The sequence below is a fragment of the Alishewanella aestuarii B11 genome (assembly GCF_000280055.1).
Taxonomy (GTDB): Bacteria; Pseudomonadota; Gammaproteobacteria; order Enterobacterales; family Alteromonadaceae; genus Alishewanella; species Alishewanella aestuarii.
In genome coordinates, this window is sequence record NZ_ALAB01000033.1 from 2501 (window position 1) to 24064 (window position 21564).

Sequence of the window (21564 nt, forward strand, 5' to 3'; positions counted from 1 at the left end):
GCTGTAGCCGCACTAACTCCTGCTGATATAGCAAGGAGCCCAGTTCACGCAGGAACGGCTGACCTATGCTGTCAGTTTCATAAGTATCGTCATTAAGGATCTGGTTCGCATTGGTGTAGAGGATCGCAGTCAGGAAGAAAGCGATCCCATGCTTAGTATCTTCGATATAGGCGCCATCAATAACATGACCATAAGCCTGGCCGTTTTTATTATGGTAGTGAATATACTCAGGCAAGCGCTGTTGCGCGTCGCCTTTTAAAAAGTACTTTACATAAGTATCGGGATATTCTAATTCCGGGTAGGCTGGATACTGGCTTTGCCGGGGCAACATCCGCATATAGCGCAGTAGAAATTGCCGTTGTGATTCACTGATATTAAAGCGCTGCTGTACCGGAAACAGCTGCGGCATTAGGATACGTTTTACTACACCATCAAAATCTATCAGCGACTGCCGGTTCTTATAGGTAAAGTCCATCGGCTGCGCGATCAGCTCACCGCGCTGATAGTAAGCTTTGCCAAGCTTAGGCTGATCCGGGTTGGTATAAGACTTAGCGATCTGCCGCTCCGGCAATGCCAATAATGTCTTACCTGCGGCATCGACAAAACGTATCGGATTAAAATAACGGTTATCTTCATCATTAAAGGGCACACTTAAGCGGTGGTTAATGATAGTCGCAGTCAGACCTTTCGCTTTTAACTGCTCGTTAATATATTGCTGGCCCATTAATTCGTATAAGCGGTTACTACCGTCATTATCGCTAACCAGTAAAATCTTCTTAATATAATGCCCAACGCTGGGTAAGCCGGTTTCGCTACTACTATCACTATGTGCCGCAGTTTGCGGTGGACGCTGACTATCGGTCAGCATGGTCGTGTCCAGAGTTAGGCCATGTACAGCCTGCTCATTCAGCCACTGTAAGGCCAGAGCTGCCAACGGCAGCTTCACTGTACTGGCCGGGTAGAAGTAATGCTCGGGTTGCACCCGGTAATGGTAATAATGGAGTTTCGGTAGCTGGCCTTCAGTTGTGGGCAATTCGATACGGGTATAAAGGATCTGTAGCTGATAGGCCTCACTTGCCGCCAGCACCTGCTTTAATAACGCAGACTGCTGTTGACCTTGCTCAAGCAAAGGGAGCAAGGGTTGGCAACTGCTTACCGCTGCTAAATGCTGACAGGGGTCCTGCTGCGCCAACGTCGTTTGCGGATAGAGTGTTAGAACAAGTAATAAACAGGCGAAGATTCTCATGCGGGTTTCCGATAGCTGTAAAATTTTATCTTAACGATAAAACCAGCATAAAGAAACGATATCACCCGCACAAAGCAGCAGACAAAAAAAGGGCATAAAAAAACCGGGCATAAGCCCGGTTTTTACGAGAATCAGTGATTACTCAGCTGCAGTTTCTTCAACTGGCAGTGCCGTTTCCGGACGATCAACTAATTCGATGTAAGCCATAGGTGCATTGTCACCAGTACGGAAGCCACACTTCAGAATACGAGTGTAACCACCTGGACGCGCGTTGTAACGCGGGCCTAAAACATTGAACAGTAAACCTACTACTTCTTTATCACGAGTACGGGCGAAAGCCAGACGGCGGTTTGCAACGCTGTCGTTCTTAGCCAAAGTGATCAATGGCTCGATCACACGACGTAACTCTTTAGCTTTTGGCAAAGTCGTTTTGATGATTTCGTGCTTCACCAACGAGCTTGCCATGTTGCGGAACATTGCAGTACGGTGGCTGCTGTTCCGATTTAATTGACGACCACTCTTGCGATGGCGCATGATCTATTCCTTCTCACTAAACCAGGAACTGGTATCTGGTTAGTCTTTATTTACCAAACTAGCTGGCGGCCAGTTTTCCAGGCGCATGCCCAGAGATAAACCGCGTGATGCCAGCACGTCTTTGATTTCGGTAAGTGACTTCTTACCCAGGTTAGGTGTTTTCAACAACTCAACCTCGGTACGTTGCACCAGATCACCGATGTACTGAATCTGCTCTGCCTTCAAGCAGTTAGCAGAACGAACTGTTAGTTCTAAATCATCGACCGGCCGTAACAGAATCGGATCAAACTCCGGCTTCTCTTCACGTTTCTCTGGCTCACTCTTATCACGCAGCTCAACAAAGAACTCCAGCTGTTCAGCCAGAATTGTTGCTGCGCGACGAATGGCTTCCTCTGGCTCAACAGTGCCGTTGGTTTCCATGTCGATAATCAGTTTGTCCAGGTCGGTACGCTGTTCAACCCGAGCGGCTTCAACGGTGTAAGCAATACGCTCTACCGGGCTGAAAGACGCATCCAGCAACAGACGCCCAATTGGACGTTCGTCATCGTCTGAGGAAAAACGAGCTGATGCAGGCACATAACCGCGACCACGCTCAACTTTCAGACGCATACTGAATTCAGTTTCGCCAGTCAGGTTGCAGATAACGTGATCAGGATTAACGATTACCACACCGTCGCCACGCTGGATATCTCCAGCGATTACAGGGCCGGCACCTTTTTTCGTTAAAGTCAGGGTGACTTCATCTTTGTCTTCCAGGCGTACGGCAAGGCCTTTCAGGTTCAGAAGGATATCAATGATATCTTCCTGTACACCTTCTTTGGCACTGTACTCATGGAGCACGCCGTCGATCTCTACTTCAGTCACTGCACAACCTGGCATAGACGATAACAGAATACGACGTAACGCGTTGCCCAAGGTATGCCCGAAACCGCGCTCAAGTGGTTCCAAAGTAACTTTGGCACGAGTTGGGTTGATCCTTTCGATACCAACTAATCTCGGCTTAAGGAATTCGGTGACAGAACCCTGCATATATCCTCTCTTAACAATTAGCTTTACTTAGAGTAAAGCTCGACGATTAACTGTTCGTTGATGTCCGCAGACAGATCTGAACGCTCAGGCAGACGCTTGAACACGCCTTCCAGCTTCGTAGTGTCTACTTCAATCCAAGTTGGCTTTTCGCGTTGCGCAGCCAGCTCTAATGCAGCACCGATACGGGCTTGCTTTTTCGCTTTTTCACGCACAGCAACAACTTGCTCAGGTAATACAGTATGTGATGGAACATTCACCACGCGACCATCTAACATGATTGCTTTGTGGCTTACCAGCTGACGTGCTTCGGCACGAGTACTGGCCAGACCCATCCGGTATACCACGTTGTCTAAGCGAGACTCTAACAACGCTAACAGGTTTTCACCGGTATTACCTTTCAAACGCGCAGCTTCTTTGTAGTAATTACGGAACTGCTTTTCTAATACGCCATAAATACGACGTACTTTTTGCTTCTCGCGTAACTGTAAACCATAGTCTGACAGACGGCCACGACGGGCACCATGCTGACCAGGAGCTGTAGTTAAGTTACACTTTGAATCGATTGCTCTCACGCCGCTCTTCAGGAACAGATCTGTACCTTCGCGACGACTTAGTTTGAGCTTAGGACCCAAATATCTTGCCATCTTCTTTCTCCAATAATCCGTGAAGCGCTGTGATTACACGCGACGTTTTTTAGGTGGACGGCAACCGTTATGCGGGATTGGCGTCACGTCGGTGATATTTGTGATTTTGTAACCAGCGGCATTCAGTGCGCGAATCGCTGATTCACGACCTGGGCCTGGGCCATTCACAAAGACTTCAAGGTTTTTCAGACCATATTCTTGTGCAGCAGCACCTGCACGCTCTGCAGCTACCTGAGCAGCGAATGGCGTAGATTTACGTGAACCACGGAAACCTGAACCACCAGCTGTTGCCCAGCACAGTGCATTGCCCTGACGATCAGTGATCGTCACAATGGTGTTGTTGAAAGAAGCATGGATATGAGCCATACCATCTGAAACTTGCTTTTTTACCCGTTTACGAGTACGAACTGGTGCTTTAGCCATGTTGAATCACCTTATTTCTTAATCGCTTTACGTGGGCCCTTACGGGTACGCGCATTAGTCTTAGTGCGCTGACCACGAACCGGCAGACTACGACGGTGGCGCAAGCCACGGTAGCAACCCAGGTCCATTAAACGCTTAATGTTTAATGTGATTTCACGACGCAAGTCACCTTCAACGGTGTATTTTGCAACTTCGTCACGTAAAGAGTCTAACTGTGCGTCACTTAAGGTCGCAATCTTGGTTGACTCTTCGATGCCCACTGCAGCTAAAATAGCCTTTGCACGGGTCTTACCGATACCATAAACATAAGTCAGTGAAATCACTGCATGTTTATTATCGGGGATGTTAATGCCAGCGATACGGGCCACTAACGTTCTCCTATCTGAAATTAAAAGGTGCCAATTTGAAAAGCCCGTAAGGATACTCAAATGGCGCTCATATTGCAAACAATAAAGGGGCTAAACTAAAGTTCAGCCCGCCTTATCGTAATTTTCTGCTATTAGCCTTGGCGCTGTTTGTGCTTCGGCTCACTGCAAATTACGCGAACGACGTTATTACGTTTGATCACTTTGCAGTTACGGCAGATCTTCTTAACGGAAGCTCGTACTTTCATAACTTAACTCCGCAAAATATCTTAACGGCCTATGCCTTTAAGATTTGCCTTTTTCAGCACAGAATCATACTGATGCGACATCAGATGTGTCTGTACCTGTGCCATGAAATCCATGATAACAACAACGATAATCAGTAATGATGTACCGCCAAAGTAGAACTGTACGTTCCACGCTACCATCATGAACTCAGGAACCAAACAAATAAAGGTAATGTACAGGGCACCAGCAAGGGTTAACCTTGTCATCACTTTATCAATGTATTTTGATGTCTGTTCACCAGGACGGATACCAGGAATAAAGGCTCCGGACTTCTTCAGGTTGTCAGCTGTATCACGCGGGTTGAACACCAACGCTGTATAGAAGAAACAGAAGAAAATAATCGCTGCAGAGTATAACATCATGTACAGCGGTTGTCCCGGAGATAATGTTAGCGCTAACTCCTGTAAGAAGTTGGCTACCATACCCTCACCTGAACCGAACCAACTGGCAATAGTGCCAGGGAACAGAATAATGCTAGAGGCAAAGATCGGTGGAATAACACCGGCCATATTGACCTTTAACGGTAAATGGCTGCTTTGCGCGGCAAATACCTGACGGCCTTGCTGACGCTTTGCGTAGTTAACCACTATACGACGCTGGCCGCGTTCAAAGAATACTACGAACCAGGTAATCGCAATGACGATCACGCCAATCGCTACTAACAGTAAAAAGTGCAAATCGCCCTGACGTGCCTGCTCAATCGTCTGACCAATGGCAGACGGGAAGCCAGCAACAATACCGGTGAAAATTAGCAGCGAAATACCGTTACCAATGCCGCGCTCTGTAATTTGCTCACCTAACCACATCAAGAACATGGTACCGGTAACCAAACTGATTACCGCGGTAAAGTAAAATGCAAAGCCTGGGTTAATCACTAACCCTGGCATCATATTGGGCAAGCCAGTAGCTATACCAATAGACTGTAAGATCGCTAATGCTAAGGTACCGTAGCGTGTGTACTGGTTAATTTTGCGCTTGCCAGCTTCACCCTCTTTCTTCAGTTCAGCCATTGCCGGATGCATTACCGTCAACAACTGCACAATGATTGAGGCTGAAATGTAAGGCATAATACCTAACGCAAACACAGAAGCACGCTCAAGTGCACCACCGCTGAACATGTTAAACATTTCAACGATGGTGCCTCTTTGTTGCTCGAATAACTGAGCTAGCACGGTGGCGTCAATTCCAGGAATTGGCACAAAGGACCCTAATCGAAATACGATTATGGCTAAAAGCACAAACAACAGGCGAGATTTCAGCTCACTGAATCCACCTTTTGCTGCTCTTGAGTCCGAACCTGGTTTAGCCATTGCGTACTATCCTTATTATTCTTCGACTTTACCGCCAGCGGCTTCGATAGCTGCACGCGCGCCTTTCGTTACGCCTAAACCTTTAACGGTTACTGGACGAGTGATCTCACCAGACAGCACAACTTTAGCGAACTTCACAGTGCGGGAAATGATATTAGCTTCCATTAAAGAGGCTAAATCTACCACGTCACCATTAACTGCAGCGATTTCGTGTAAACGTACTTCAGCAGAAACCAGAGATTTCAGAGAAGTGAAACCGAACTTAGGTAAACGCTGTTTCAGAGGCATTTGACCGCCTTCGAAACCCGGGCGAACTTTACCGCCAGAGCGTGATTTTAAACCTTTGTGACCACGGCCACCGGTTTTACCTAAGCCAGAACCGATACCACGGCCCAGACGGCGCTTTTCTTTCTTGGCACCTGGTGCTGGAGCAAGAGTATTTAATAACATCTGTTACTCCTCCACTTTAACCATGTAGTATACGGCGTTGATCATACCGCGAACTGAAGGAGTATCTTCAACTTCAACGGTGTGACCGATACGACGTAAACCCAGACCCAGTAATGAAGCCTTGTGCTTCGGTAAACGACCGATGCTAGACTTCACTTGGGTGACTTTAATTGTTTTCTTCGCCATGGCAAATTACCCCAGAATATCGTCAACGCGTAAACCGCGTTTTGCCGCTATCTGTGCTGGTGACTTAACAGCCGACAGCGCGTTGATAGTAGCGCGAACTACGTTAATTGGGTTGGTTGAACCGTAACACTTAGACAGAATGTTCTGGATACCGGCAACTTCCAGCACGGCGCGCATAGCACCACCGGCGATCAGACCTGTACCTTCTGCAGCTGGCTGCATATAAACATTCGAACCTGAGTGCACACCCTTAGTTGGGTGGTGCAGTGTGTTACCATTTAATTCAACCTGAGTCATGTTGCGGCGGGCTTTTTCCATTGCCTTTTGAATAGCAGCTGGAACTTCACGCGCTTTACCATAACCGAAACCAACACGGCCATTGCCATCGCCTACCACAGTCAGAGCGGTGAAGCTGAAAATACGACCACCTTTTACCACTTTTGACACGCGGTTAACAGCAACAAGCTTCTCTTGTAAGTCAGATTGTTGTTTAACTTCTTCGTTAGCCATGAGCTACTCCTAGAACTGAAGACCGGCTTCACGCGCTGCGTCTGCTAACGCCTGCACGCGACCATGGTAGCGGAAACCGCTACGGTCAAAAGCACAAGCAGTAACGCCTTTGGCTACTGCACGTTCGGCGATCGCTTTACCTACAGCCTTGGCCGCTTCTACGTTACCAGTGTACTTCAGTGACTCTGCAATAGAGGCTTCTACAGTAGAAGCAGCTGCAATCACTTCAGCATTTGGTGCGATAAGCTGAGCGTAGATGTGACGTGGGGTACGGTGTACCACCAGGCGATTCGCACCTTGTTCGATAATATTTCTGCGGACGCGTTTGGCACGACGCAGACGAGCAAGTTTCTTATCCATCGTCCTACCTTACTTTTTCTTCGCTTCTTTACGACGCACGTTTTCATTCGCATAACGTACACCCTTGCCTTTATAAGGCTCTGGTTTACGGTATGCCCGGATGTTGGCAGATACCTGACCAACTAACTGCTTATCAGCACCTTTAACCAGAATTTCGGTTTGAGTTGGTGTTTCAACAGTGATACCAGCTGGTACCTCAAACGCTACCGGATGCGAGAAGCCCAGGCTCAGGTTTAACACCTTACCTTCAGCTTTAGCACGGTAACCAACACCGACTAATTCCAGTTTCTGGGTGAAACCGTCAGTTACACCGATAACCATGCTGTTCAGCAATGCACGGGCTGTGCCCGCTTGTGCGTTAGCGTTTTCGAAACCTTCGCGTGGTACAGTACGCAGTACGTTACCATCAACAACGATCTCAACCGCTGGGTTAACATTCAATGTTAACTCGCCGTTTTTACCCTTCAGTGCCACTACCTGACCAGTTTGCGTTACAGAAACGCCTGCTGGCAGAGTGACTGGGGCCTTAGCAACACGAGACATAGATTACTACCTCCGTTACGCTACGTAGCCGATGATTTCGCCACCGATACCAACCTTGCGCGCAGCACGGTCAGTCATTAGTCCTTTAGATGTTGACACGATGGCCACACCTAAACCGCCCATTACTTTTGGTAATTCGCCGCTCTTCTTATAGATTCGCAGGCCTGGACGACTAACACGATCGATAGTTTCAATTACAGATTTGCCCTGGAAGTACTTTAATGTCACTTCCAGCTCTGGCTTAACGTCACCAGATACCGCGAAATCGGCGATGTAACCTTCGTCTTTTAATACTTTCGCAATTGCCGTCTTCAGTTTTGAAGAAGGCATTTTAACCGCAACTTTGTTAGCCGCTTGGCCGTTACGGATGCGAGTAAACATATCCGCTACTGGATCTTGCAAACTCATAGCTCGTTACTCCCGTGATTCTTACCAGCTAGCCTTACGAAGGCCAGGAATTTCACCGCGCATTGCAGCTTCACGAACCTTGATACGGCTCATACCGAACTTGCGCAGATAACCGTGTGGACGACCTGTTACACGGCAACGATTACGTTGACGTGATGGGCTTGAATCACGCGGCAACGTCTGTAACTTAAGAACTGCAGCCCAACGGTCTTCATCAGAAGTGGCCGGATTAGCAATCAGATCTCTCAGTTCATGACGCTTAGCAGCGAACTTGGCTACCAGTTGTGCACGCTTTAATTCACGTGCTTTCATTGATTGTTTTGCCATGACCCTACACCTTATTTCTTGAACGGGAAGTTGAACGCGGCAAGTAATGCACGACCCTCGTCATCGCTACGAGCAGTAGTAGTAATAGTGATATCTAAACCACGTACTGCATCTACTTTATCGTAATCGATTTCAGGGAAAATGATTTGCTCACGTACGCCCATACTGTAGTTACCACGGCCATCGAATGACTTCGAGCTTACGCCACGGAAGTCACGGATACGCGGGATAGCGATAGAGACTAAACGCTCTAAGAAATCCCACATACGCTCGCCGCGCAGGGTCACTTTTGCGCCAATAGGGTAGCCTTGACGGATTTTGAAGCTTGCTACCGACTTACGAGCCTTGGTCACTAATGGCTTTTGGCCAGAGATAGCTGTTAAATCAGCTACCGCGTTCTCAAGGATCTTTTTGTCAGCTACGGCCTCACCCACACCCATGTTGAGTGTGATTTTTTCAATCCGAGGGACTTGCATGACGCTGGTGTAGCCGAACTGTTTCATCAGTTCTGGGACTACGGTGTCTTTGTAAATCTCATGCAGTTTCGCCATCGTATTACTCCAATAGCAATTAAATTACTTCGTTATTCGATTTGAAGAAACGGACTTTTTTGCCATCTTCAAAACGGAAACCTACGCGATCAGCTTTACCCGTTTTAGGGTTAAAAATCGCTACGTTTGAAACATGAATTGAGGCTTCTTTCTCGACGATACCGCCTGGCTGGTTAATAGCCGGAACAGGTTTCTGGTGCTTTTTAACCAGATTCACGCCTGAAACATAAACACGGTTTTCAGAAACTAAAACTTTAGTCACTTTGCCGCGCTTACCTTTGTCCTTACCAGTAAGAACAATTACCTCGTCATCACGACGGATTTTGCTAGCCATGCTGACTCCTTACAGTACTTCTGGTGCCAGAGACACGATCTTCATGAATTTATCACCACGAAGTTCACGTGTAACAGGCCCGAAAATACGGGTGCCGATCGGTTCCAGCTTGTTGTTTAACAACACTGCTGCATTACGATCAAAACGGATTAATGACCCGTCCTGACGACGTACGCCTTTAGCTGTACGCACCACCACTGCATTCAGAACATCACCTTTTTTCACTTTACCGCGAGGAATTGCTTCTTTCACAGTAACTTTGATGACGTCACCAATTGCAGCATAACGGCGATGCGAACCACCTAAGACCTTAATACACATTACGCTGCGCGCGCCGCTGTTGTCTGCGACTTCCAGCATAGATTGCATCTGGATCATCTTAGTGCTCCGCTACTCTACTATGTAACCCTCTCGGATTACGCTGCTTACGATAATAAAAACCCTCCCTAAAGGAAGGGCGCGTGATTATAACAGCAGTTATTGAAAAGTGGTAGTTTAAAATAAAAACAATTCGGCTTGGTCAATGCTGTACCGCCACTTCAAAATCACTGTCTGTAAAAACAAAAACGGCTCCCAAGGGAGCCGTTTCCAGTTTACTGAGATTTACTCAGCAGCTGTTTCAACTACAGCAACCAGAGTCCAAGACTTAGTCTTAGAAAGTGGACGGCACTCACGAATAGTGACTACGTCGCCTTCTTTACACTGATTGTTTTCGTCATGTACGTGCAGCTTGGTGGTGCGCTTGATGAACTTACCATAAATTGGGTGTTTCACCTGACGCTCGATCGCAACAGTGATAGATTTATCCATCTTGTTGCTGATCACTTTACCTTGCAGTGTACGGATATTAGTTTCGGTCATTACGCACCTGCCTTCTCGGTTAAGATGGTCTTAACGCGCGCGATATCACGACGCACCTGCTTCAATAAGTGAGTCTGAGCTAACTGACCAGTAGCTGCTTGCATGCGCAGGTTGAACTGCTCACGTAACAGACCTAATAATTCAGTGTTTAACTCTTCAACACTTTTGGTTTTCAATTCGCTGGCTTTCATCACATTACCGTCCGCGTTACAAAGGTTGTCTTAAATGGCAGCTTAGCAGCAGCCAGTGAGAACGCGTGGCGCGCTAACTCTTCAGACACACCGTCCATTTCGTACAGTACTTTGCCAGGTTTAATCTGGCATACCCAGTACTCAACAGAACCTTTACCACTACCCATACGTACTTCAAGCGGCTTAGCAGTAATTGGTTTGTCCGGGAACACACGGATCCAGATCTTACCAACACGCTTAACAGCCCGCGTCATAGCACGACGTGCAGATTCAATTTGACGTGAAGTCAGTTGACCACGCTCTACAGATTTCAGTGCGAAAGTACCGAAGCTAACTTTATCACCTACCAGTGATAAACCGCGGTTACGGCCTTTGTGCACTTTCCGGAATTTTGTACGTTTTGGTTGCAACATCGCTCAATACCCCTACTTAGCCTTACGAGCCGGTTTTTTCGGCGCTTTAGGCTGGTTGTTATTGTTGGCGTTGTTGGCGTTATTTTGCAGAGGCAGACCACCTAAGATCTCACCTTTGAAAATCCACACTTTCACACCAATGATACCGTAAGTAGTCAGTGCTTCTGAGGTATTGTAATCGATGTCGGCACGCAGGGTGTGCAGTGGCACACGACCTTCGCGGTACCATTCATCACGGGCAATTTCAGCACCGCCTAAACGGCCACTTACTTGAACCTTGATACCTTTAGCACCAATCCGCATAGCGTTTTGTACCGCGCGCTTCATCGCACGACGGAACATTACGCGACGCTCTAACTGGCTGCTTATTGAATCGGCAACTAATTTCGCGTCCAGCTCTGGCTTACGGATCTCAGAGATATTGATCTGAGCAGGTACGCCAGCGATAGCGGCTACTTGCTTACGGATCTTCTCAACGTCTTCACCTTTTTTACCGATGATCACGCCTGGGCGAGCAGTGTGAATAGTCACACGGATGCTTTTCGCAGGACGTTCGATATCGATCCGGCTTACTGAGGCTGCTTTCAGTTCTTTAGTCAGGTACTGACGAACTTTATAGTCACCGTTCAGGAAATCCGGGAAGTCTTTTGTATTCGCGAACCAGGTTGAGCTCCATGGCTTAGTGATACCTAGGCGAATACCATTAGGATGTACTTTCTGTCCCATTTCTCACTCCTAGTTATCAGCTACAACCACAGTAATGTGGCTGGTACGCTTGACGATACGATCAGCACGACCTTTAGCACGTGGCTTGATACGCTTCATAGACGGACCTTCATCAACGAAGATGGTCTTAACTTTCAGCGTGTCGATATCCGCGCCTTCATTGTGCTCAGCGTTGGCAATGGCTGATAAAAGAACCTTTTTAACTAACTCAGCAGCTTTCTTCGGGCTGTAAGTCAGTACGTTCAGCGCCTTATCTACTGGCAAACCACGCACCTGGTCAGCAACCAGACGAGTTTTTTGTGCAGAAGAACGGGCAAATTTGTGTTTCGCTAATGCTTGCATTATTTACCCCTTAACGCTTCTTGGCCTTTTTGTCGGCGGCATGACCACGATAGGTACGAGTAGGTGCAAATTCACCTAACTTGTGACCGATCATCTCTTCTGAGACGAACACAGGTACATGTTGACGACCATTATGGACAGCGATGGTCAAACCGATCATATCAGGTATGATCATTGAACGACGGCTCCAAGTCTTAATAGGCTTCTTGTCACCGCTTTCCAACGCTTTCTCTACCTTCTTCAGCAAGTGAAGGTCGATAAATGGACCTTTCTTGAGAGAACGTGGCATGGCAATTCCTCACAAATTATTTATCACGACGACGTACGATCAGTTTATCAGTACGCTTGTTTGAACGAGTCTTGTAACCTTTAGTTGGTACGCCCCAAGGTGTAACTGGGTGACGACCACCTGAAGTTTTACCTTCACCACCACCGTGCGGGTGATCTACCGGGTTCATTACCACACCACGTACCGTTGGACGGATACCGCGCCAGCGCATTGCGCCCGCTTTACCGTACTGACGTAACATGTGTTCGGCATTACCGATTTCACCGATGGTTGCACGGCAGTCAGCTAATACTTTACGTACTTCGCCGCTACGCAGACGCAGAGTTACATACTCACCGTCACGGGCCAGGATCTGAGCGAAAGCGCCTGCTGAACGAGCCAGCTGACCGCCTTTACCTGGTTTCATTTCGATGTTATGTACTACCTGACCTACCGGGATATTCCGCAGTGGTAAGGTATTGGCTGGTTTGATTGGTGCATCAACACCAGAAACCACCGCATCACCGGCTTTCAGACCTTTCGGTGCCAGGATGTAACGACGCTCACCGTCTGCATACAGTACTAATGCAATGTTAGCGGTACGGTTTGGATCGTACTCTAAACGCTCTACTTTAGCCGGAATACCGTCTTTAGTGCGTTTGAAGTCAACAACGCGGTAATGCTGTTTATGACCACCACCGATATGACGGGTAGTGATACGACCGTTGTTGTTACGACCACCAGTCTTAACGTTCTTCTCTAACAAAGGTGCATAAGGCTTGCCTTTGTACAGGTCAGGGTTAACCACTTTTAATACGTGGCGACGACCTGGTGACGTAGGTTTACACTTAACAAGTGCCATTTCCTAACTCCTCTTCTTACTCAGCGCCGCCAACAAAATCGATTTCGCTGCCTTCTTTAAGAGTGACGTAGGCCTTTTTCCAGTCGCTACGCTTGCCCATGCGCATACCAGTGCGCTTGGTCTTACCCTTAACGTTAACAGTACGAACACCTACTACTTCTGTTTCAAACAGTTTTTCTACGGCAGCTTTAATGTCAGCTTTGGTAGAGGTAGTAGCTACTTTGAAAACGATAGTGTTGTGTTTTTCTGCCGCGTTAGTGCTCTTTTCAGAAACGTGCGGAGCCAGAATCACTTTCAGTAAACGTTCTTCGCGGATCATGCTAACAGCTCCTCAAGTTGTTTAACTGCAGCAGCAGTCATTAACACTTTGTCGAATGCGATTAAGCTGACCGGATCGATACCGTGTACGTCACGCACGTCAACCTTGTACAGGTTACGGGCAGACAGGAACAGATTCTCGTCAACTTCGTTAGTAACGATCAGAACGTCTTTTAAATCCATCGCTTTCAGTTTTGCAGTTAAGTCTTTGGTTTTTGGTGTTTCAACGCCAAAGTTCTCAACAACAATTAAGCGGTCCTGACGAACTAATTCAGACAGAATGCTCTTGATTGCACCGCGATACATTTTACGGTTAACTTTCTGGCTGTGATCTTGCGGCTTAGCAGCAAAAGTCACACCACCGCTACGCCAAATTGGGCTGCGGATTGTACCGGCACGGGCACGGCCAGTACCTTTTTGACGCCATGGCTTCTTGCCGCCACCACGTACTTCTGAACGGGTCAGTTGAGCACGGGTACCCTGACGGGCGCCAGCTGCATACGCAACGACTACCTGGTGTACCAGAGCTTCGTTAAACTCACGTCCAAAGGTAGCTTCGGAAACTTCAAGAACGCCTTGAGCGTCTCGTAATGCTAATTCCATCACTTCTCTCCTCAGACGTTAGCTTTTAACAGCTGGTTTAACGATCACGTCACCACCGATAGCACCAGGCACTGCGCCTTTTACTAACAGCAGGTTACGCTCTGCATCAACACGAACCACTTCCAGCGACTGCACAGTTACGCGCTCGTTACCTAAGTGACCAGCCATTTTCTTACCTTTGAATACTTTACCTGGTGATTGGTTTTGACCAATTGAACCAGGGGCACGGTGTGACAAAGAGTTACCGTGAGTCGTATCCTGGGCACGGAAGTTCCAGCGCTTGATCGCACCAGCAAAACCCTTACCCTTAGATGTACCTACTACATCTACTTTCTTTGTTTCTGCGAAAATTTCGACAGTAATCTCGCTACCAACAGTGATGTCAGCGCCTTCGTTATCCTGCAGGCGGAATTCCCACAGACCACGACCCGCCTCTACACCGACTTTTGCAAAGAAACCTGCGTCTGGCTTGTTCAGGCGGCTTGCCTTAACTGCACCAGTAGTTACTTGCAGCGCGTTATAACCGTTAACTTCTTCAGTTTTAACAGCAGTAACGCGGTTTGGTGTTGCTTCGATTACGGTTACTGGGATAGAAACGCCATCTTCTGTGAAGACGCGAGTCATACCCACTTTACGACCGATAAGACCGATAGCCATTTCCTAAACCTCTCTAAAAACCTGTCTGATTAGCCCAGGCTGATTTGAACGTCAACGCCAGCTGGCAGATCTAAACGCATCAGCGCATCAACTGTTTTTTCAGTTGGTTCAACGATGTCGATTAAACGCTTGTGAGTACGGATTTCGTACTGGTCACGCGCATCTTTATTGACGTGAGGAGAAATCAGAACAGTAAAACGTTCCTGACGGGTTGGCAGTGGAATTGGACCACGAACCTGGGCGCCAGTACGCTTAGCTGTGTCAACGATTTCCATAGTTGACTGATCGATCAAGCGGTGATCGAACGCTTTCAGACGGATGCGTATCCTTTGATTACTCATTGTATCAAAGCCTCAAAGAGCAAAAAGAGCAAAAATAAACATAAGCAAGCAGCCATTTTGGCTTTGCCTATGCACCTAGTTTCAAGTGCTCCCCAATCGGGAGCTTATCAACAAACACTCTGCCTAACAGGACTTACCGGTGTTTGTACCAGCCAGAATCATATCGACTGGCGGCGTATTATATACACCCCAGCCGATATTGCAAGCATTGATTATAAAACGATCAACAGTAATACCAATCCCATTTTAGAATTGTTCGTCTGTCAGTTGCAGCGCGGCGCTGCCATCGGCGCCCAGCTGGGCAAACAATGCCTGCGCCTTTGGCATAACCCGACGCAGATACCAGTGTGCCGCACCTTGTTTAGCGGCAATAACATCGGCGCTATGCTTTTCGCTATCAAGCGCTGCCAGATTCTTGTACCACATATAGCCATAGAGCACATAGCCTACCGCATCCAGCAGGTCACAGGCATCCAGCGCCTGTTGCGTCGTATCCTTTGCCAGTTGAGCTGCAACACAATCTTGTAGCTGAACTGCCGCAGTTAACAGTAGTTCAGAAGCGGCATTGGGCTTTGTACTGACCTCAGTATGGATCTCTGTCAATAGCTGCTGCAGCACGCCGCCCTGATCGGCCGCCACCTTGCGCAAGGCAAAGTCCAGCGCCTGAATACCATTTGTCCCCTCATAGATCTGAGCAATTCGTACATCCCGCACCAGCTGCTCCATACCCCATTCTTTAATATAGCCATGACCACCGAATACCTGCTGCGCGTTAACGCAGGCATCCAAACCACGATCCGTCATAAAGGCTTTGGTGATCGGCGTCAGTAGGTTGGCACGGTCAGCCGAGAGCTTACAATTATCATATTTTGCCTTATCAAGTAAGCTGGCAACCCAGGTCGCAAAGGTTCGGCCTGCTTCGTTAAGGGTTTTGATATTTAACAGCATCCGCCGCACATCAGGATGGCCAAGGATCGGGTCGGCTTTGTTCGGATCACGCCCGACGGTTCTACCCTGCAAACGGTCTTTGGCATAGGCCAAGGCATTTTGATAAGCGCGCTCTGCAGCGCCCAATCCCTGACTACCCATCGACAAACGCTCGTAATTCATCATGGTAAACATACAGGCCAAACCGCGGTGTGGCTCACCAATCAGATAACCGGTAGCACCATCAAAATTCAGCACACAGGTTGCCGAGCCATTAATACCCATTTTGTGTTCGATAGAGCCAACACTGACGTTATTGCGCTCGGCCGGCTCTCCGTTTGCGTTAAGTAAAAACTTCGGCACCAGAAATAGGGAGATACCCTTGCTGCCTGCTGGAGCGTCCGGCAATTTGGCCAGCACCAGGTGGATAATGTTGCGGGTAAGGTCATGCTCACCGGCGGTAATAAAGATTTTGCTACCGCTGATTTGATAGCTGCCATCCGCTGCCGGCTTGGCCGTAGTTCGCATAATACCCAGATCTGAGCCGGCATGGGCTTCGGTCAGACACATAGTACCCGACCATTCCCCGCTGTAGAGTTTTGGCAGGTACAACGCTTTGGTTGCATCATCTGCGTGTTGCAGCAAGGCAACACAGGCTCCGGCAGTCAGTCCCGGATACAGTGAAAAGGCAATATCAGCACTACAGAGCATCTCGTCGACCATCATCGACAAGGCCTTGGGCATCCCCATGCCGCCGTATTCCGGATCACCGCTTAAACCGGTCCAGCCACCCTCACTCAGGCTTTGATAGGCACTGTAATAATGTTCCGGTAGTGTAACCTTACCATCAGCTAGCTGAGCGCCACGCTGGTCAGCGGCCTGACTAAAGGGCGCCAGTTGCTGCTCACAAATTTTAGCGGCCTCTTCAAGAATAGCTTTGGCAGTATCTGCCTCAATCAAATCCTGCAGCTGCGGCTGCTGTTGCCAATACTGATCTAATTGCCAGACGTCAAACAGGTTAAACTGGATATCATTGAGGGGTGCCTGATACAGACTCATGCTCTACTCCTAAACTGGACCGATGAGTGAGAACTATGGCACAGCTAGGGTAGTCAAACAAGTGTTTGAATTTGCTTAAAGGCATAAAAAAGGCCCCTTACGGAGCCTTCTTGGTACAACAGTATGACTTAGGCGATGATCTTAGATACTACGCCTGCACCTACTGTACGACCACCTTCACGGATGGCGAAGCGTAAACCTTCGTCCATCGCGATTGGGCAGATCAGTTCTACGGTGAACTTCAGGTTGTCACCTGGCATTACCATCTCTACGCCTTCTGGCAGCTCTACCGCACCTGTTACGTCAGTGGTACGGAAGTAGAACTGTGGACGGTAGCCTTTGAAGAATGGCGTGTGACGACCACCTTCTTCTTTTGACAGTACGTACACTTCACCTTCAAACTTAGTGTGTGGCTTGATTGAACCTGGCTTCGCCAGTACCTGACCACGCTCTACGTCTTCACGCTTGGTACCACGTAACAGTGCACCAATGTTCTCACCTGCACGACCTTCGTCCAGCAGCTTACGGAACATCTCTACACCAGTACAGGTCGTTGATACCGTATCTTTGATACCGACGATTTCTACTGTCTCACCAACTTTGATGATACCTTGCTCTACACGGCCTGTTACTACTGTACCACGACCCGCGATTGAGAATACGTCTTCGATTGGCATGATGAACGGCTTATCGATTGCACGCTCTGGCTCTGGGATATAAGTATCCAGCGCTTCGCCCAGCTCCAGGATTTTCTTTTCCCACTCGGCATCGCCTTCCAGACCTTTTAACGCTGAACCGCGGATTACTGGCAGGTCATCACCTGGGAAGTCGTAGTCTGACAGCAGCTCACGCACTTCCATCTCTACCAGCTCTAACAGCTCTTCGTCATCTACCATGTCACACTTGTTCATGAACACGATGATGTACGGTACGCCTACCTGACGTGATAACAGGATGTGCTCACGCGTTTGTGGCATTGGGCCGTCTGTCGCCGCTACTACCAGAATAGCGCCGTCCATCTGGGCTGCACCAGTGATCATGTTCTTAACGTAGTCAGCGTGACCTGGACAGTCAACGTGTGCATAGTGACGCGTTGGTGTGTCGTATTCTACGTGTGAAGTATTGATCGTGATACCACGGGCTTTTTCTTCCGGTGCTTTGTCGATTTGATCGAAAGCAAATGCCTGACCGCCGTAGTGCTTAGCTAATACGTTAGTGATAGCAGCTGTCAGTGTAGTTTTACCGTGGTCAACGTGGCCGATTGTACCTACGTTTACGTGCGGTTTTACGCGTTCAAATTTAGCCTTAGCCATGTGTAGACCCTTCTTAGTCAAAAATTAGACCCGGCCAAAACCGGGCCTGTTAATCGTTAATCGTATGCTTTACGTGAAGCGATAATGGCTTCAGTAACGTTACTCGGTGTTTCCTGATAGTTCAGTGGCTCCATCGAATAGGAGGCACGGCCCTGACTCAGTGAGCGCATGTTAGTGGCATAACCAAACATTTCCGACAAAGGCACATTAGCAGCAATAATTTTGATGCCACCTGGTGCGTCTTCCATGCCATTGATAATACCGCGCCGACGGTTCAAATCGCCAACGATGTCACCCATAAAGTCTTCTGGTGTCACTACTTCAACCTTCATAATAGGTTCCAGTAGCACAGGCTTGGCCTGCAACGCACCTTTTTTGAAGCCCATTGAAGCGGCGATTTTAAAAGCCATTTCACTGGAGTCAACATCGTGGTAAGAGCCGTCAAACACCGTGACTTTAACGTCGATTACCGGATAACCCGCTAATACGCCGTTTTTCATCTGCTCTTGAATACCTTTGTCGATTGCCGGAATAAACTCTTTTGGAATTACCCCACCGACCACGGCATTTTCAAACTTATAACCTTCGCCTTCCGGTAATGGTTCAATGCGTAACCAACAGTGACCAAACTGCCCACGACCACCAGATTGACGAACAAACTTACCTTCGACTTCCGTCTGACCACGCAGGGTTTCGCGGTAAGAAACCTGTGGTTTACCCACGTTCGCTTCTACCTTGAACTCGCGCTTCATGCGGTCAACGATAATATCGAGGTGTAGTTCGCCCATTCCCGAGATAATGGTTTGCCCGGTCTCTTCATCGGTATGCACCCGGAAAGACGGATCTTCCGCTGCCAGTTTACTCAGGGCTACACCCATTTTCTCCTGGTCGGCTTTGGTTTTCGGTTCAACTGCGACAGAAATTACCGGCTCAGGGAACTCCATCCGCTCCAGAATAATCGGGTTATCCTGATCGCATAGGGTATCACCTGTGGTGGTGTCTTTCAGACCAATAGCCGCGGCAATATCACCCGCCCGAACTTCTTTGATTTCCTCACGCGAATTAGCATGCATCTGTACGATACGGCCAATCCGCTCTTTCTTGTCTTTTACTGAGTTGTATACGGCTGAGCCAGACTCAACCACACCTGAGTAAACCCGGAAGAAAGTCAGGGTACCAACGAAGGGGTCAGTGGCGATTTTAAATGCCAGGGCCGCAAAGGGCTGGTCGTCGCCTGAAATCCGCACACCTTCTGATTCATCCGGCAAAATACCGCGGATGGCTTTAACTTCAATCGGTGAAGGCAGGAAGTAGACTACGTTATCCAGCATGGCCTGCACGCCTTTATTCTTAAAGGCTGAACCACACATAACCAGCACAATCTCGTTGCGTAAGGTCAGGTCACGCAATGCCTGACGGATTTCCTGTTCAGTGAATTCCTCACCTTCCAGATAACGATCCATCAGTTCTTCACTGGCGTCTGCGGCCGCTTCGATCATGTTCTGCCGCCACTCGTTACACTCTGCAACCATATCGGCTGGAATGTCTTCATAAGTGAAGGTCATACCCTGATCGTCTTCGTTCCAGTTGATTGCCTTCATTTTAATCAGGTCAATCACACCTTTGAACTGGTCTTCAGCACCAATAGGCAGCTGAATAGGCACGCAACGCGAGTTCAGGCGGTCATTAGCCTGCTTAACTACGCGCAGGAAGTTAGCACCTGTACGGTCCATCTTATTTACGAAGATCATGCGAGGAACTTCGTATTTATTCGCCTGCCGCCAAACCGTTTCGGTTTGTGGCTGGACGCCGGATGAACCGCAAAGTACTACCACAGCACCATCTAACACCCGCAGTGAACGCTCAACTTCAATAGTGAAGTCAACGTGGCCCGGGGTATCGATCAGATTGATGCGGTGCTGTTCAAACTGCTGCTGCATACCAGACCAGAAAGTTGTCGTCGCAGCCGAGGTAATAGTAATACCCCGCTCCTGCTCCTGTTCCATCCAGTCCATAGTTGCAGCGCCGTCATGCACCTCACCAATCTTATGCGAGCGGCCTGTGTAAAACAGGACCCGCTCGGATGTCGTGGTTTTGCCGGCATCAACGTGAGCACAGATACCAATGTTACGGTAACGTTCGATTGGAGTTGTACGTGCCACAATAATTTCCCCTCAGTTAAGAAATTCTTACCAGCGGAAGTGTGCGAACGCTTTGTTCGCTTCGGCCATACGGTGCACGTCTTCACGCTTCTTCACCGCTGAACCTTTGTTCTCGATTGCATCCAGCATCTCGCCTGCAAGACGCTGAGCCATAGATTTTTCACCACGTTTACGGGCAGCTTCTACTAACCAGCGCATGGCTAAAGCATTACGACGCACCTGACGAACTTCACACGGTACCTGGTAGGTAGAACCACCCACGCGACGTGATTTAACTTCAACAGACGGACGAATGTTATCCAGAGCCACTTCGAACAGGTCGATGTGCTCTTTCTTAGATTTCGTAGCTGCAATTTCTAAAGCGCCGTATACAATTGATTCGGCGATGGACTTTTTACCGTCGACCATTACGACGTTAACAAATTTGGCAAGTAACTCACTTCCGAACTTAGGATCTGGAAGGATTTTACGTTGACCGATGACGCGTCTTCTAGGCATTCGAAACTCCGATTGCTTCAGGTGATTCCAAAACTTTTAATACAGTAATGAAAAAAAGTTGTTTAGTTTGGCCTTACTAACGGAGTACCGTTACTTCTTAGGCCGCTTGGCGCCGTACTTAGAACGGCCTTGTTTACGATCTTTTACGCCTGCACAGTCTAACGTGCCACGTACGGTGTGGTAACGCACACCCGGAAGGTCTTTTACCCGGCCACCGCGGATCAGCACTACGCTGTGTTCCTGCAGGTTGTGGCCTTCACCACCGATGTAAGAAGTTACTTCGAATCCGTTGGTTAAACGAACACGGCATACTTTACGTAATGCTGAGTTTGGCTTCTTAGGTGTAGTGGTGTATACACGGGTACAAACACCACGCTTCTGCGGGCAAGCTTCAAGCGCCGGAACGGTGCTCTTGGCTACCTTCTGGCTGCGCGGCTTACGCACTAGCTGGTTGATTGTTGCCATTAAATACTCCTGGTTAATATATACCCAATAAACGTGAAAAATTCCGCCCC

General features: G+C 48.3%; 34 protein-coding genes (1 of these 34 running past the window's edge). All 34 read right to left on the reverse strand.

Features of this window, described 5'->3' with window-relative positions; genetic code table 11:
* A protein-coding gene (locus tag AEST_RS12865) for a serine hydrolase (protein WP_008609569.1) crosses the window boundary here: on the reverse strand, positions 1-1246 show its 5' portion. Its footprint begins 14 nt before the window's first position; 1246 of the gene's 1260 nt are visible here — the first part of the coding sequence; its start codon is at positions 1244-1246; its stop codon lies beyond the left edge, outside the window.
* A 138-nt stretch (positions 1247-1384) separates the two neighbouring features.
* Complete coding sequence (gene rplQ, locus AEST_RS12870; RefSeq protein WP_008609570.1) at positions 1385-1780, reverse strand: 50S ribosomal protein L17; 396 nt, start codon at positions 1778-1780, stop codon at positions 1385-1387.
* 39 nt (positions 1781-1819) lie between these two features.
* On the reverse strand, positions 1820-2809 hold the full coding sequence (locus tag AEST_RS12875; RefSeq protein WP_008985235.1) for a DNA-directed RNA polymerase subunit alpha: 990 nt from the start codon (positions 2807-2809) through the stop codon (positions 1820-1822).
* Between the two features lie 23 nt (positions 2810-2832).
* Entirely contained in the window at positions 2833-3453 is a 621-nt protein-coding gene (rpsD, locus tag AEST_RS12880; protein WP_039925519.1) for a 30S ribosomal protein S4, read from the reverse strand.
* Between the two features lie 33 nt (positions 3454-3486).
* Positions 3487-3876, reverse strand: coding sequence for a 30S ribosomal protein S11 (rpsK, locus tag AEST_RS12885; protein WP_008609573.1), 390 nt, complete (start codon positions 3874-3876; stop codon positions 3487-3489).
* Positions 3877-3887: 11 nt separating this feature from the next.
* Positions 3888-4244 carry a 30S ribosomal protein S13 gene (gene rpsM / locus AEST_RS12890; protein ID WP_008609574.1) on the reverse strand — a complete coding sequence of 119 codons (357 nt, stop codon included), beginning with the start codon at positions 4242-4244 and terminating at the stop codon, positions 3888-3890.
* Positions 4245-4375: 131 nt separating this feature from the next.
* Positions 4376-4489 carry a 50S ribosomal protein L36 gene (gene rpmJ, locus AEST_RS17085; protein WP_008950799.1) on the reverse strand — a complete coding sequence of 38 codons (114 nt, stop codon included), beginning with the start codon at positions 4487-4489 and terminating at the stop codon, positions 4376-4378.
* Positions 4490-4510: 21 nt separating this feature from the next.
* Positions 4511-5839 (reverse strand): preprotein translocase subunit SecY, encoded by a 1329-nt coding sequence (secY, locus tag AEST_RS12895; protein ID WP_008609575.1) that lies wholly within the window; start codon positions 5837-5839, stop codon positions 4511-4513.
* Between the two features lie 15 nt (positions 5840-5854).
* On the reverse strand, positions 5855-6289 hold the full coding sequence (rplO, locus tag AEST_RS12900) for a 50S ribosomal protein L15 (RefSeq protein WP_008609576.1): 435 nt from the start codon (positions 6287-6289) through the stop codon (positions 5855-5857).
* Between the two features lie 3 nt (positions 6290-6292).
* A complete protein-coding gene (gene rpmD, locus AEST_RS12905; RefSeq protein ID WP_008609577.1) occupies positions 6293-6475 on the reverse strand; it encodes a 50S ribosomal protein L30 in 183 nt (60 codons plus the stop codon).
* Between the two features lie 6 nt (positions 6476-6481).
* Positions 6482-6985: a 30S ribosomal protein S5 gene (gene rpsE, locus AEST_RS12910; RefSeq protein ID WP_008609578.1), complete on the reverse strand. Its 504-nt coding sequence runs from the start codon at positions 6983-6985 to the stop codon at positions 6482-6484.
* 9 nt (positions 6986-6994) lie between these two features.
* Positions 6995-7345: a 50S ribosomal protein L18 gene (gene rplR / locus AEST_RS12915; RefSeq protein WP_008609579.1), complete on the reverse strand. Its 351-nt coding sequence runs from the start codon at positions 7343-7345 to the stop codon at positions 6995-6997.
* A 9-nt stretch (positions 7346-7354) separates the two neighbouring features.
* On the reverse strand, positions 7355-7888 hold the full coding sequence (gene rplF, locus AEST_RS12920; RefSeq protein ID WP_008609580.1) for a 50S ribosomal protein L6: 534 nt from the start codon (positions 7886-7888) through the stop codon (positions 7355-7357).
* 15 nt (positions 7889-7903) lie between these two features.
* Entirely contained in the window at positions 7904-8296 is a 393-nt protein-coding gene (gene rpsH / locus AEST_RS12925) for a 30S ribosomal protein S8 (RefSeq protein ID WP_008609582.1), read from the reverse strand.
* Between the two features lie 21 nt (positions 8297-8317).
* The gene (gene rpsN / locus AEST_RS12930; RefSeq protein ID WP_008609583.1) at positions 8318-8623 is read right to left on the reverse strand and encodes a 30S ribosomal protein S14; all 306 of its coding nucleotides are present in this window, start codon (positions 8621-8623) and stop codon (positions 8318-8320) included.
* A gap of 11 nt (positions 8624-8634) precedes the next feature.
* Positions 8635-9174, reverse strand: a complete 540-nt coding sequence (rplE, locus tag AEST_RS12935) for a 50S ribosomal protein L5 (RefSeq protein ID WP_008609585.1) — start codon at positions 9172-9174, stop codon at positions 8635-8637.
* Between the two features lie 19 nt (positions 9175-9193).
* On the reverse strand, positions 9194-9508 hold the full coding sequence (rplX, locus tag AEST_RS12940; RefSeq protein WP_008609586.1) for a 50S ribosomal protein L24: 315 nt from the start codon (positions 9506-9508) through the stop codon (positions 9194-9196).
* A gap of 9 nt (positions 9509-9517) precedes the next feature.
* The gene (rplN, locus tag AEST_RS12945) at positions 9518-9886 is read right to left on the reverse strand and encodes a 50S ribosomal protein L14 (protein ID WP_008224481.1); all 369 of its coding nucleotides are present in this window, start codon (positions 9884-9886) and stop codon (positions 9518-9520) included.
* 225 nt (positions 9887-10111) lie between these two features.
* Positions 10112-10369, reverse strand: a complete 258-nt coding sequence (gene rpsQ, locus AEST_RS12950) for a 30S ribosomal protein S17 (RefSeq protein ID WP_008609587.1) — start codon at positions 10367-10369, stop codon at positions 10112-10114.
* Positions 10369-10560: a 50S ribosomal protein L29 gene (gene rpmC, locus AEST_RS12955; protein ID WP_008609588.1), complete on the reverse strand. Its 192-nt coding sequence runs from the start codon at positions 10558-10560 to the stop codon at positions 10369-10371. Before rpmC ends, rpsQ begins: the two co-directional genes overlap by 1 nt.
* Positions 10560-10973: a 50S ribosomal protein L16 gene (gene rplP, locus AEST_RS12960; protein WP_008609589.1), complete on the reverse strand. Its 414-nt coding sequence runs from the start codon at positions 10971-10973 to the stop codon at positions 10560-10562. Before rplP ends, rpmC begins: the two co-directional genes overlap by 1 nt.
* A gap of 12 nt (positions 10974-10985) precedes the next feature.
* Positions 10986-11699: a 30S ribosomal protein S3 gene (gene rpsC, locus AEST_RS12965; protein ID WP_008609590.1), complete on the reverse strand. Its 714-nt coding sequence runs from the start codon at positions 11697-11699 to the stop codon at positions 10986-10988.
* A gap of 9 nt (positions 11700-11708) precedes the next feature.
* Positions 11709-12041 (reverse strand): 50S ribosomal protein L22, encoded by a 333-nt coding sequence (gene rplV, locus AEST_RS12970; protein WP_008224490.1) that lies wholly within the window; start codon positions 12039-12041, stop codon positions 11709-11711.
* Positions 12042-12051: 10 nt separating this feature from the next.
* Positions 12052-12330, reverse strand: coding sequence for a 30S ribosomal protein S19 (gene rpsS / locus AEST_RS12975; RefSeq protein ID WP_008950795.1), 279 nt, complete (start codon positions 12328-12330; stop codon positions 12052-12054).
* A gap of 16 nt (positions 12331-12346) precedes the next feature.
* Positions 12347-13171: a 50S ribosomal protein L2 gene (rplB, locus tag AEST_RS12980; RefSeq protein WP_008609592.1), complete on the reverse strand. Its 825-nt coding sequence runs from the start codon at positions 13169-13171 to the stop codon at positions 12347-12349.
* Positions 13172-13187: 16 nt separating this feature from the next.
* The gene (gene rplW / locus AEST_RS12985) at positions 13188-13490 is read right to left on the reverse strand and encodes a 50S ribosomal protein L23 (protein ID WP_008609593.1); all 303 of its coding nucleotides are present in this window, start codon (positions 13488-13490) and stop codon (positions 13188-13190) included.
* The gene (rplD, locus tag AEST_RS12990) at positions 13487-14092 is read right to left on the reverse strand and encodes a 50S ribosomal protein L4 (protein ID WP_008609594.1); all 606 of its coding nucleotides are present in this window, start codon (positions 14090-14092) and stop codon (positions 13487-13489) included. Before rplD ends, rplW begins: the two co-directional genes overlap by 4 nt.
* An 18-nt stretch (positions 14093-14110) precedes the next feature.
* The gene (rplC, locus tag AEST_RS12995; RefSeq protein WP_008609595.1) at positions 14111-14749 is read right to left on the reverse strand and encodes a 50S ribosomal protein L3; all 639 of its coding nucleotides are present in this window, start codon (positions 14747-14749) and stop codon (positions 14111-14113) included.
* A gap of 29 nt (positions 14750-14778) precedes the next feature.
* Positions 14779-15090 (reverse strand): 30S ribosomal protein S10, encoded by a 312-nt coding sequence (gene rpsJ / locus AEST_RS13000; protein WP_008899121.1) that lies wholly within the window; start codon positions 15088-15090, stop codon positions 14779-14781.
* A 246-nt stretch (positions 15091-15336) separates the two neighbouring features.
* Complete coding sequence (locus tag AEST_RS13005) at positions 15337-17076, reverse strand: acyl-CoA dehydrogenase family protein (protein ID WP_008609599.1); 1740 nt, start codon at positions 17074-17076, stop codon at positions 15337-15339.
* A 128-nt stretch (positions 17077-17204) separates the two neighbouring features.
* A complete protein-coding gene (gene tuf, locus AEST_RS13010) occupies positions 17205-18389 on the reverse strand; it encodes an elongation factor Tu (protein WP_008609601.1) in 1185 nt (394 codons plus the stop codon).
* A 56-nt stretch (positions 18390-18445) separates the two neighbouring features.
* Positions 18446-20551 carry an elongation factor G gene (gene fusA / locus AEST_RS13015; protein ID WP_008609602.1) on the reverse strand — a complete coding sequence of 702 codons (2106 nt, stop codon included), beginning with the start codon at positions 20549-20551 and terminating at the stop codon, positions 18446-18448.
* 27 nt (positions 20552-20578) lie between these two features.
* A complete protein-coding gene (rpsG, locus tag AEST_RS13020) occupies positions 20579-21049 on the reverse strand; it encodes a 30S ribosomal protein S7 (RefSeq protein ID WP_008950792.1) in 471 nt (156 codons plus the stop codon).
* A gap of 90 nt (positions 21050-21139) precedes the next feature.
* Positions 21140-21514 (reverse strand): 30S ribosomal protein S12, encoded by a 375-nt coding sequence (rpsL, locus tag AEST_RS13025; protein WP_008950791.1) that lies wholly within the window; start codon positions 21512-21514, stop codon positions 21140-21142.
* Between the last annotated feature and the right edge of the window lie 50 nt (positions 21515-21564).

Excerpts from the sequence above, each read along its gene's own strand:
- rplQ (WP_008609570.1), bottom strand. The coding sequence starts at position 1,780 with ATGCGCCATCGCAAGAGTGGTCGTCAATTAAATCGGAACAGCAGCCAC.
- AEST_RS12875 (WP_008985235.1), bottom strand. The coding sequence starts at position 2,809 with ATGCAGGGTTCTGTCACCGAATTCCTTAAGCCGAGATTAGTTGGTATC.
- rpsD (WP_039925519.1), bottom strand. The coding sequence starts at position 3,453 with ATGGCAAGATATTTGGGTCCTAAGCTCAAACTAAGTCGTCGCGAAGGT.
- rpsK (WP_008609573.1), bottom strand. The coding sequence starts at position 3,876 with ATGGCTAAAGCACCAGTTCGTACTCGTAAACGGGTAAAAAAGCAAGTT.
- rpmJ (WP_008950799.1), bottom strand. The coding sequence starts at position 4,489 with ATGAAAGTACGAGCTTCCGTTAAGAAGATCTGCCGTAACTGCAAAGTG.
- secY (WP_008609575.1), bottom strand. The coding sequence starts at position 5,839 with ATGGCTAAACCAGGTTCGGACTCAAGAGCAGCAAAAGGTGGATTCAGT.
- rplO (WP_008609576.1), bottom strand. The coding sequence starts at position 6,289 with ATGTTATTAAATACTCTTGCTCCAGCACCAGGTGCCAAGAAAGAAAAG.
- rpmD (WP_008609577.1), bottom strand. The coding sequence starts at position 6,475 with ATGGCGAAGAAAACAATTAAAGTCACCCAAGTGAAGTCTAGCATCGGT.
- rpsE (WP_008609578.1), bottom strand. The coding sequence starts at position 6,985 with ATGGCTAACGAAGAAGTTAAACAACAATCTGACTTACAAGAGAAGCTT.
- rplR (WP_008609579.1), bottom strand. The coding sequence starts at position 7,345 with ATGGATAAGAAACTTGCTCGTCTGCGTCGTGCCAAACGCGTCCGCAGA.
- rplF (WP_008609580.1), bottom strand. The coding sequence starts at position 7,888 with ATGTCTCGTGTTGCTAAGGCCCCAGTCACTCTGCCAGCAGGCGTTTCT.
- rpsH (WP_008609582.1), bottom strand. The coding sequence starts at position 8,296 with ATGAGTTTGCAAGATCCAGTAGCGGATATGTTTACTCGCATCCGTAAC.
- rpsN (WP_008609583.1), bottom strand. The coding sequence starts at position 8,623 with ATGGCAAAACAATCAATGAAAGCACGTGAATTAAAGCGTGCACAACTG.
- rplE (WP_008609585.1), bottom strand. The coding sequence starts at position 9,174 with ATGGCGAAACTGCATGAGATTTACAAAGACACCGTAGTCCCAGAACTG.
- rplX (WP_008609586.1), bottom strand. The coding sequence starts at position 9,508 with ATGGCTAGCAAAATCCGTCGTGATGACGAGGTAATTGTTCTTACTGGT.
- rplN (WP_008224481.1), bottom strand. The coding sequence starts at position 9,886 with ATGATCCAGATGCAATCTATGCTGGAAGTCGCAGACAACAGCGGCGCG.
- rpsQ (WP_008609587.1), bottom strand. The coding sequence starts at position 10,369 with ATGACCGAAACTAATATCCGTACACTGCAAGGTAAAGTGATCAGCAAC.
- rpmC (WP_008609588.1), bottom strand. The coding sequence starts at position 10,560 with ATGAAAGCCAGCGAATTGAAAACCAAAAGTGTTGAAGAGTTAAACACT.
- rplP (WP_008609589.1), bottom strand. The coding sequence starts at position 10,973 with ATGTTGCAACCAAAACGTACAAAATTCCGGAAAGTGCACAAAGGCCGT.
- rpsC (WP_008609590.1), bottom strand. The coding sequence starts at position 11,699 with ATGGGACAGAAAGTACATCCTAATGGTATTCGCCTAGGTATCACTAAG.
- rplV (WP_008224490.1), bottom strand. The coding sequence starts at position 12,041 with ATGCAAGCATTAGCGAAACACAAATTTGCCCGTTCTTCTGCACAAAAA.
- rpsS (WP_008950795.1), bottom strand. The coding sequence starts at position 12,330 with ATGCCACGTTCTCTCAAGAAAGGTCCATTTATCGACCTTCACTTGCTG.
- rplB (WP_008609592.1), bottom strand. The coding sequence starts at position 13,171 with ATGGCACTTGTTAAGTGTAAACCTACGTCACCAGGTCGTCGCCACGTA.
- rplW (WP_008609593.1), bottom strand. The coding sequence starts at position 13,490 with ATGATCCGCGAAGAACGTTTACTGAAAGTGATTCTGGCTCCGCACGTT.
- rplD (WP_008609594.1), bottom strand. The coding sequence starts at position 14,092 with ATGGAATTAGCATTACGAGACGCTCAAGGCGTTCTTGAAGTTTCCGAA.
- rplC (WP_008609595.1), bottom strand. The coding sequence starts at position 14,749 with ATGGCTATCGGTCTTATCGGTCGTAAAGTGGGTATGACTCGCGTCTTC.
- rpsJ (WP_008899121.1), bottom strand. The coding sequence starts at position 15,090 with ATGAGTAATCAAAGGATACGCATCCGTCTGAAAGCGTTCGATCACCGC.
- AEST_RS13005 (WP_008609599.1), bottom strand. The coding sequence starts at position 17,076 with ATGAGTCTGTATCAGGCACCCCTCAATGATATCCAGTTTAACCTGTTT.
- tuf (WP_008609601.1), bottom strand. The coding sequence starts at position 18,389 with ATGGCTAAGGCTAAATTTGAACGCGTAAAACCGCACGTAAACGTAGGT.
- rpsG (WP_008950792.1), bottom strand. The coding sequence starts at position 21,049 with ATGCCTAGAAGACGCGTCATCGGTCAACGTAAAATCCTTCCAGATCCT.
- rpsL (WP_008950791.1), bottom strand. The coding sequence starts at position 21,514 with ATGGCAACAATCAACCAGCTAGTGCGTAAGCCGCGCAGCCAGAAGGTA.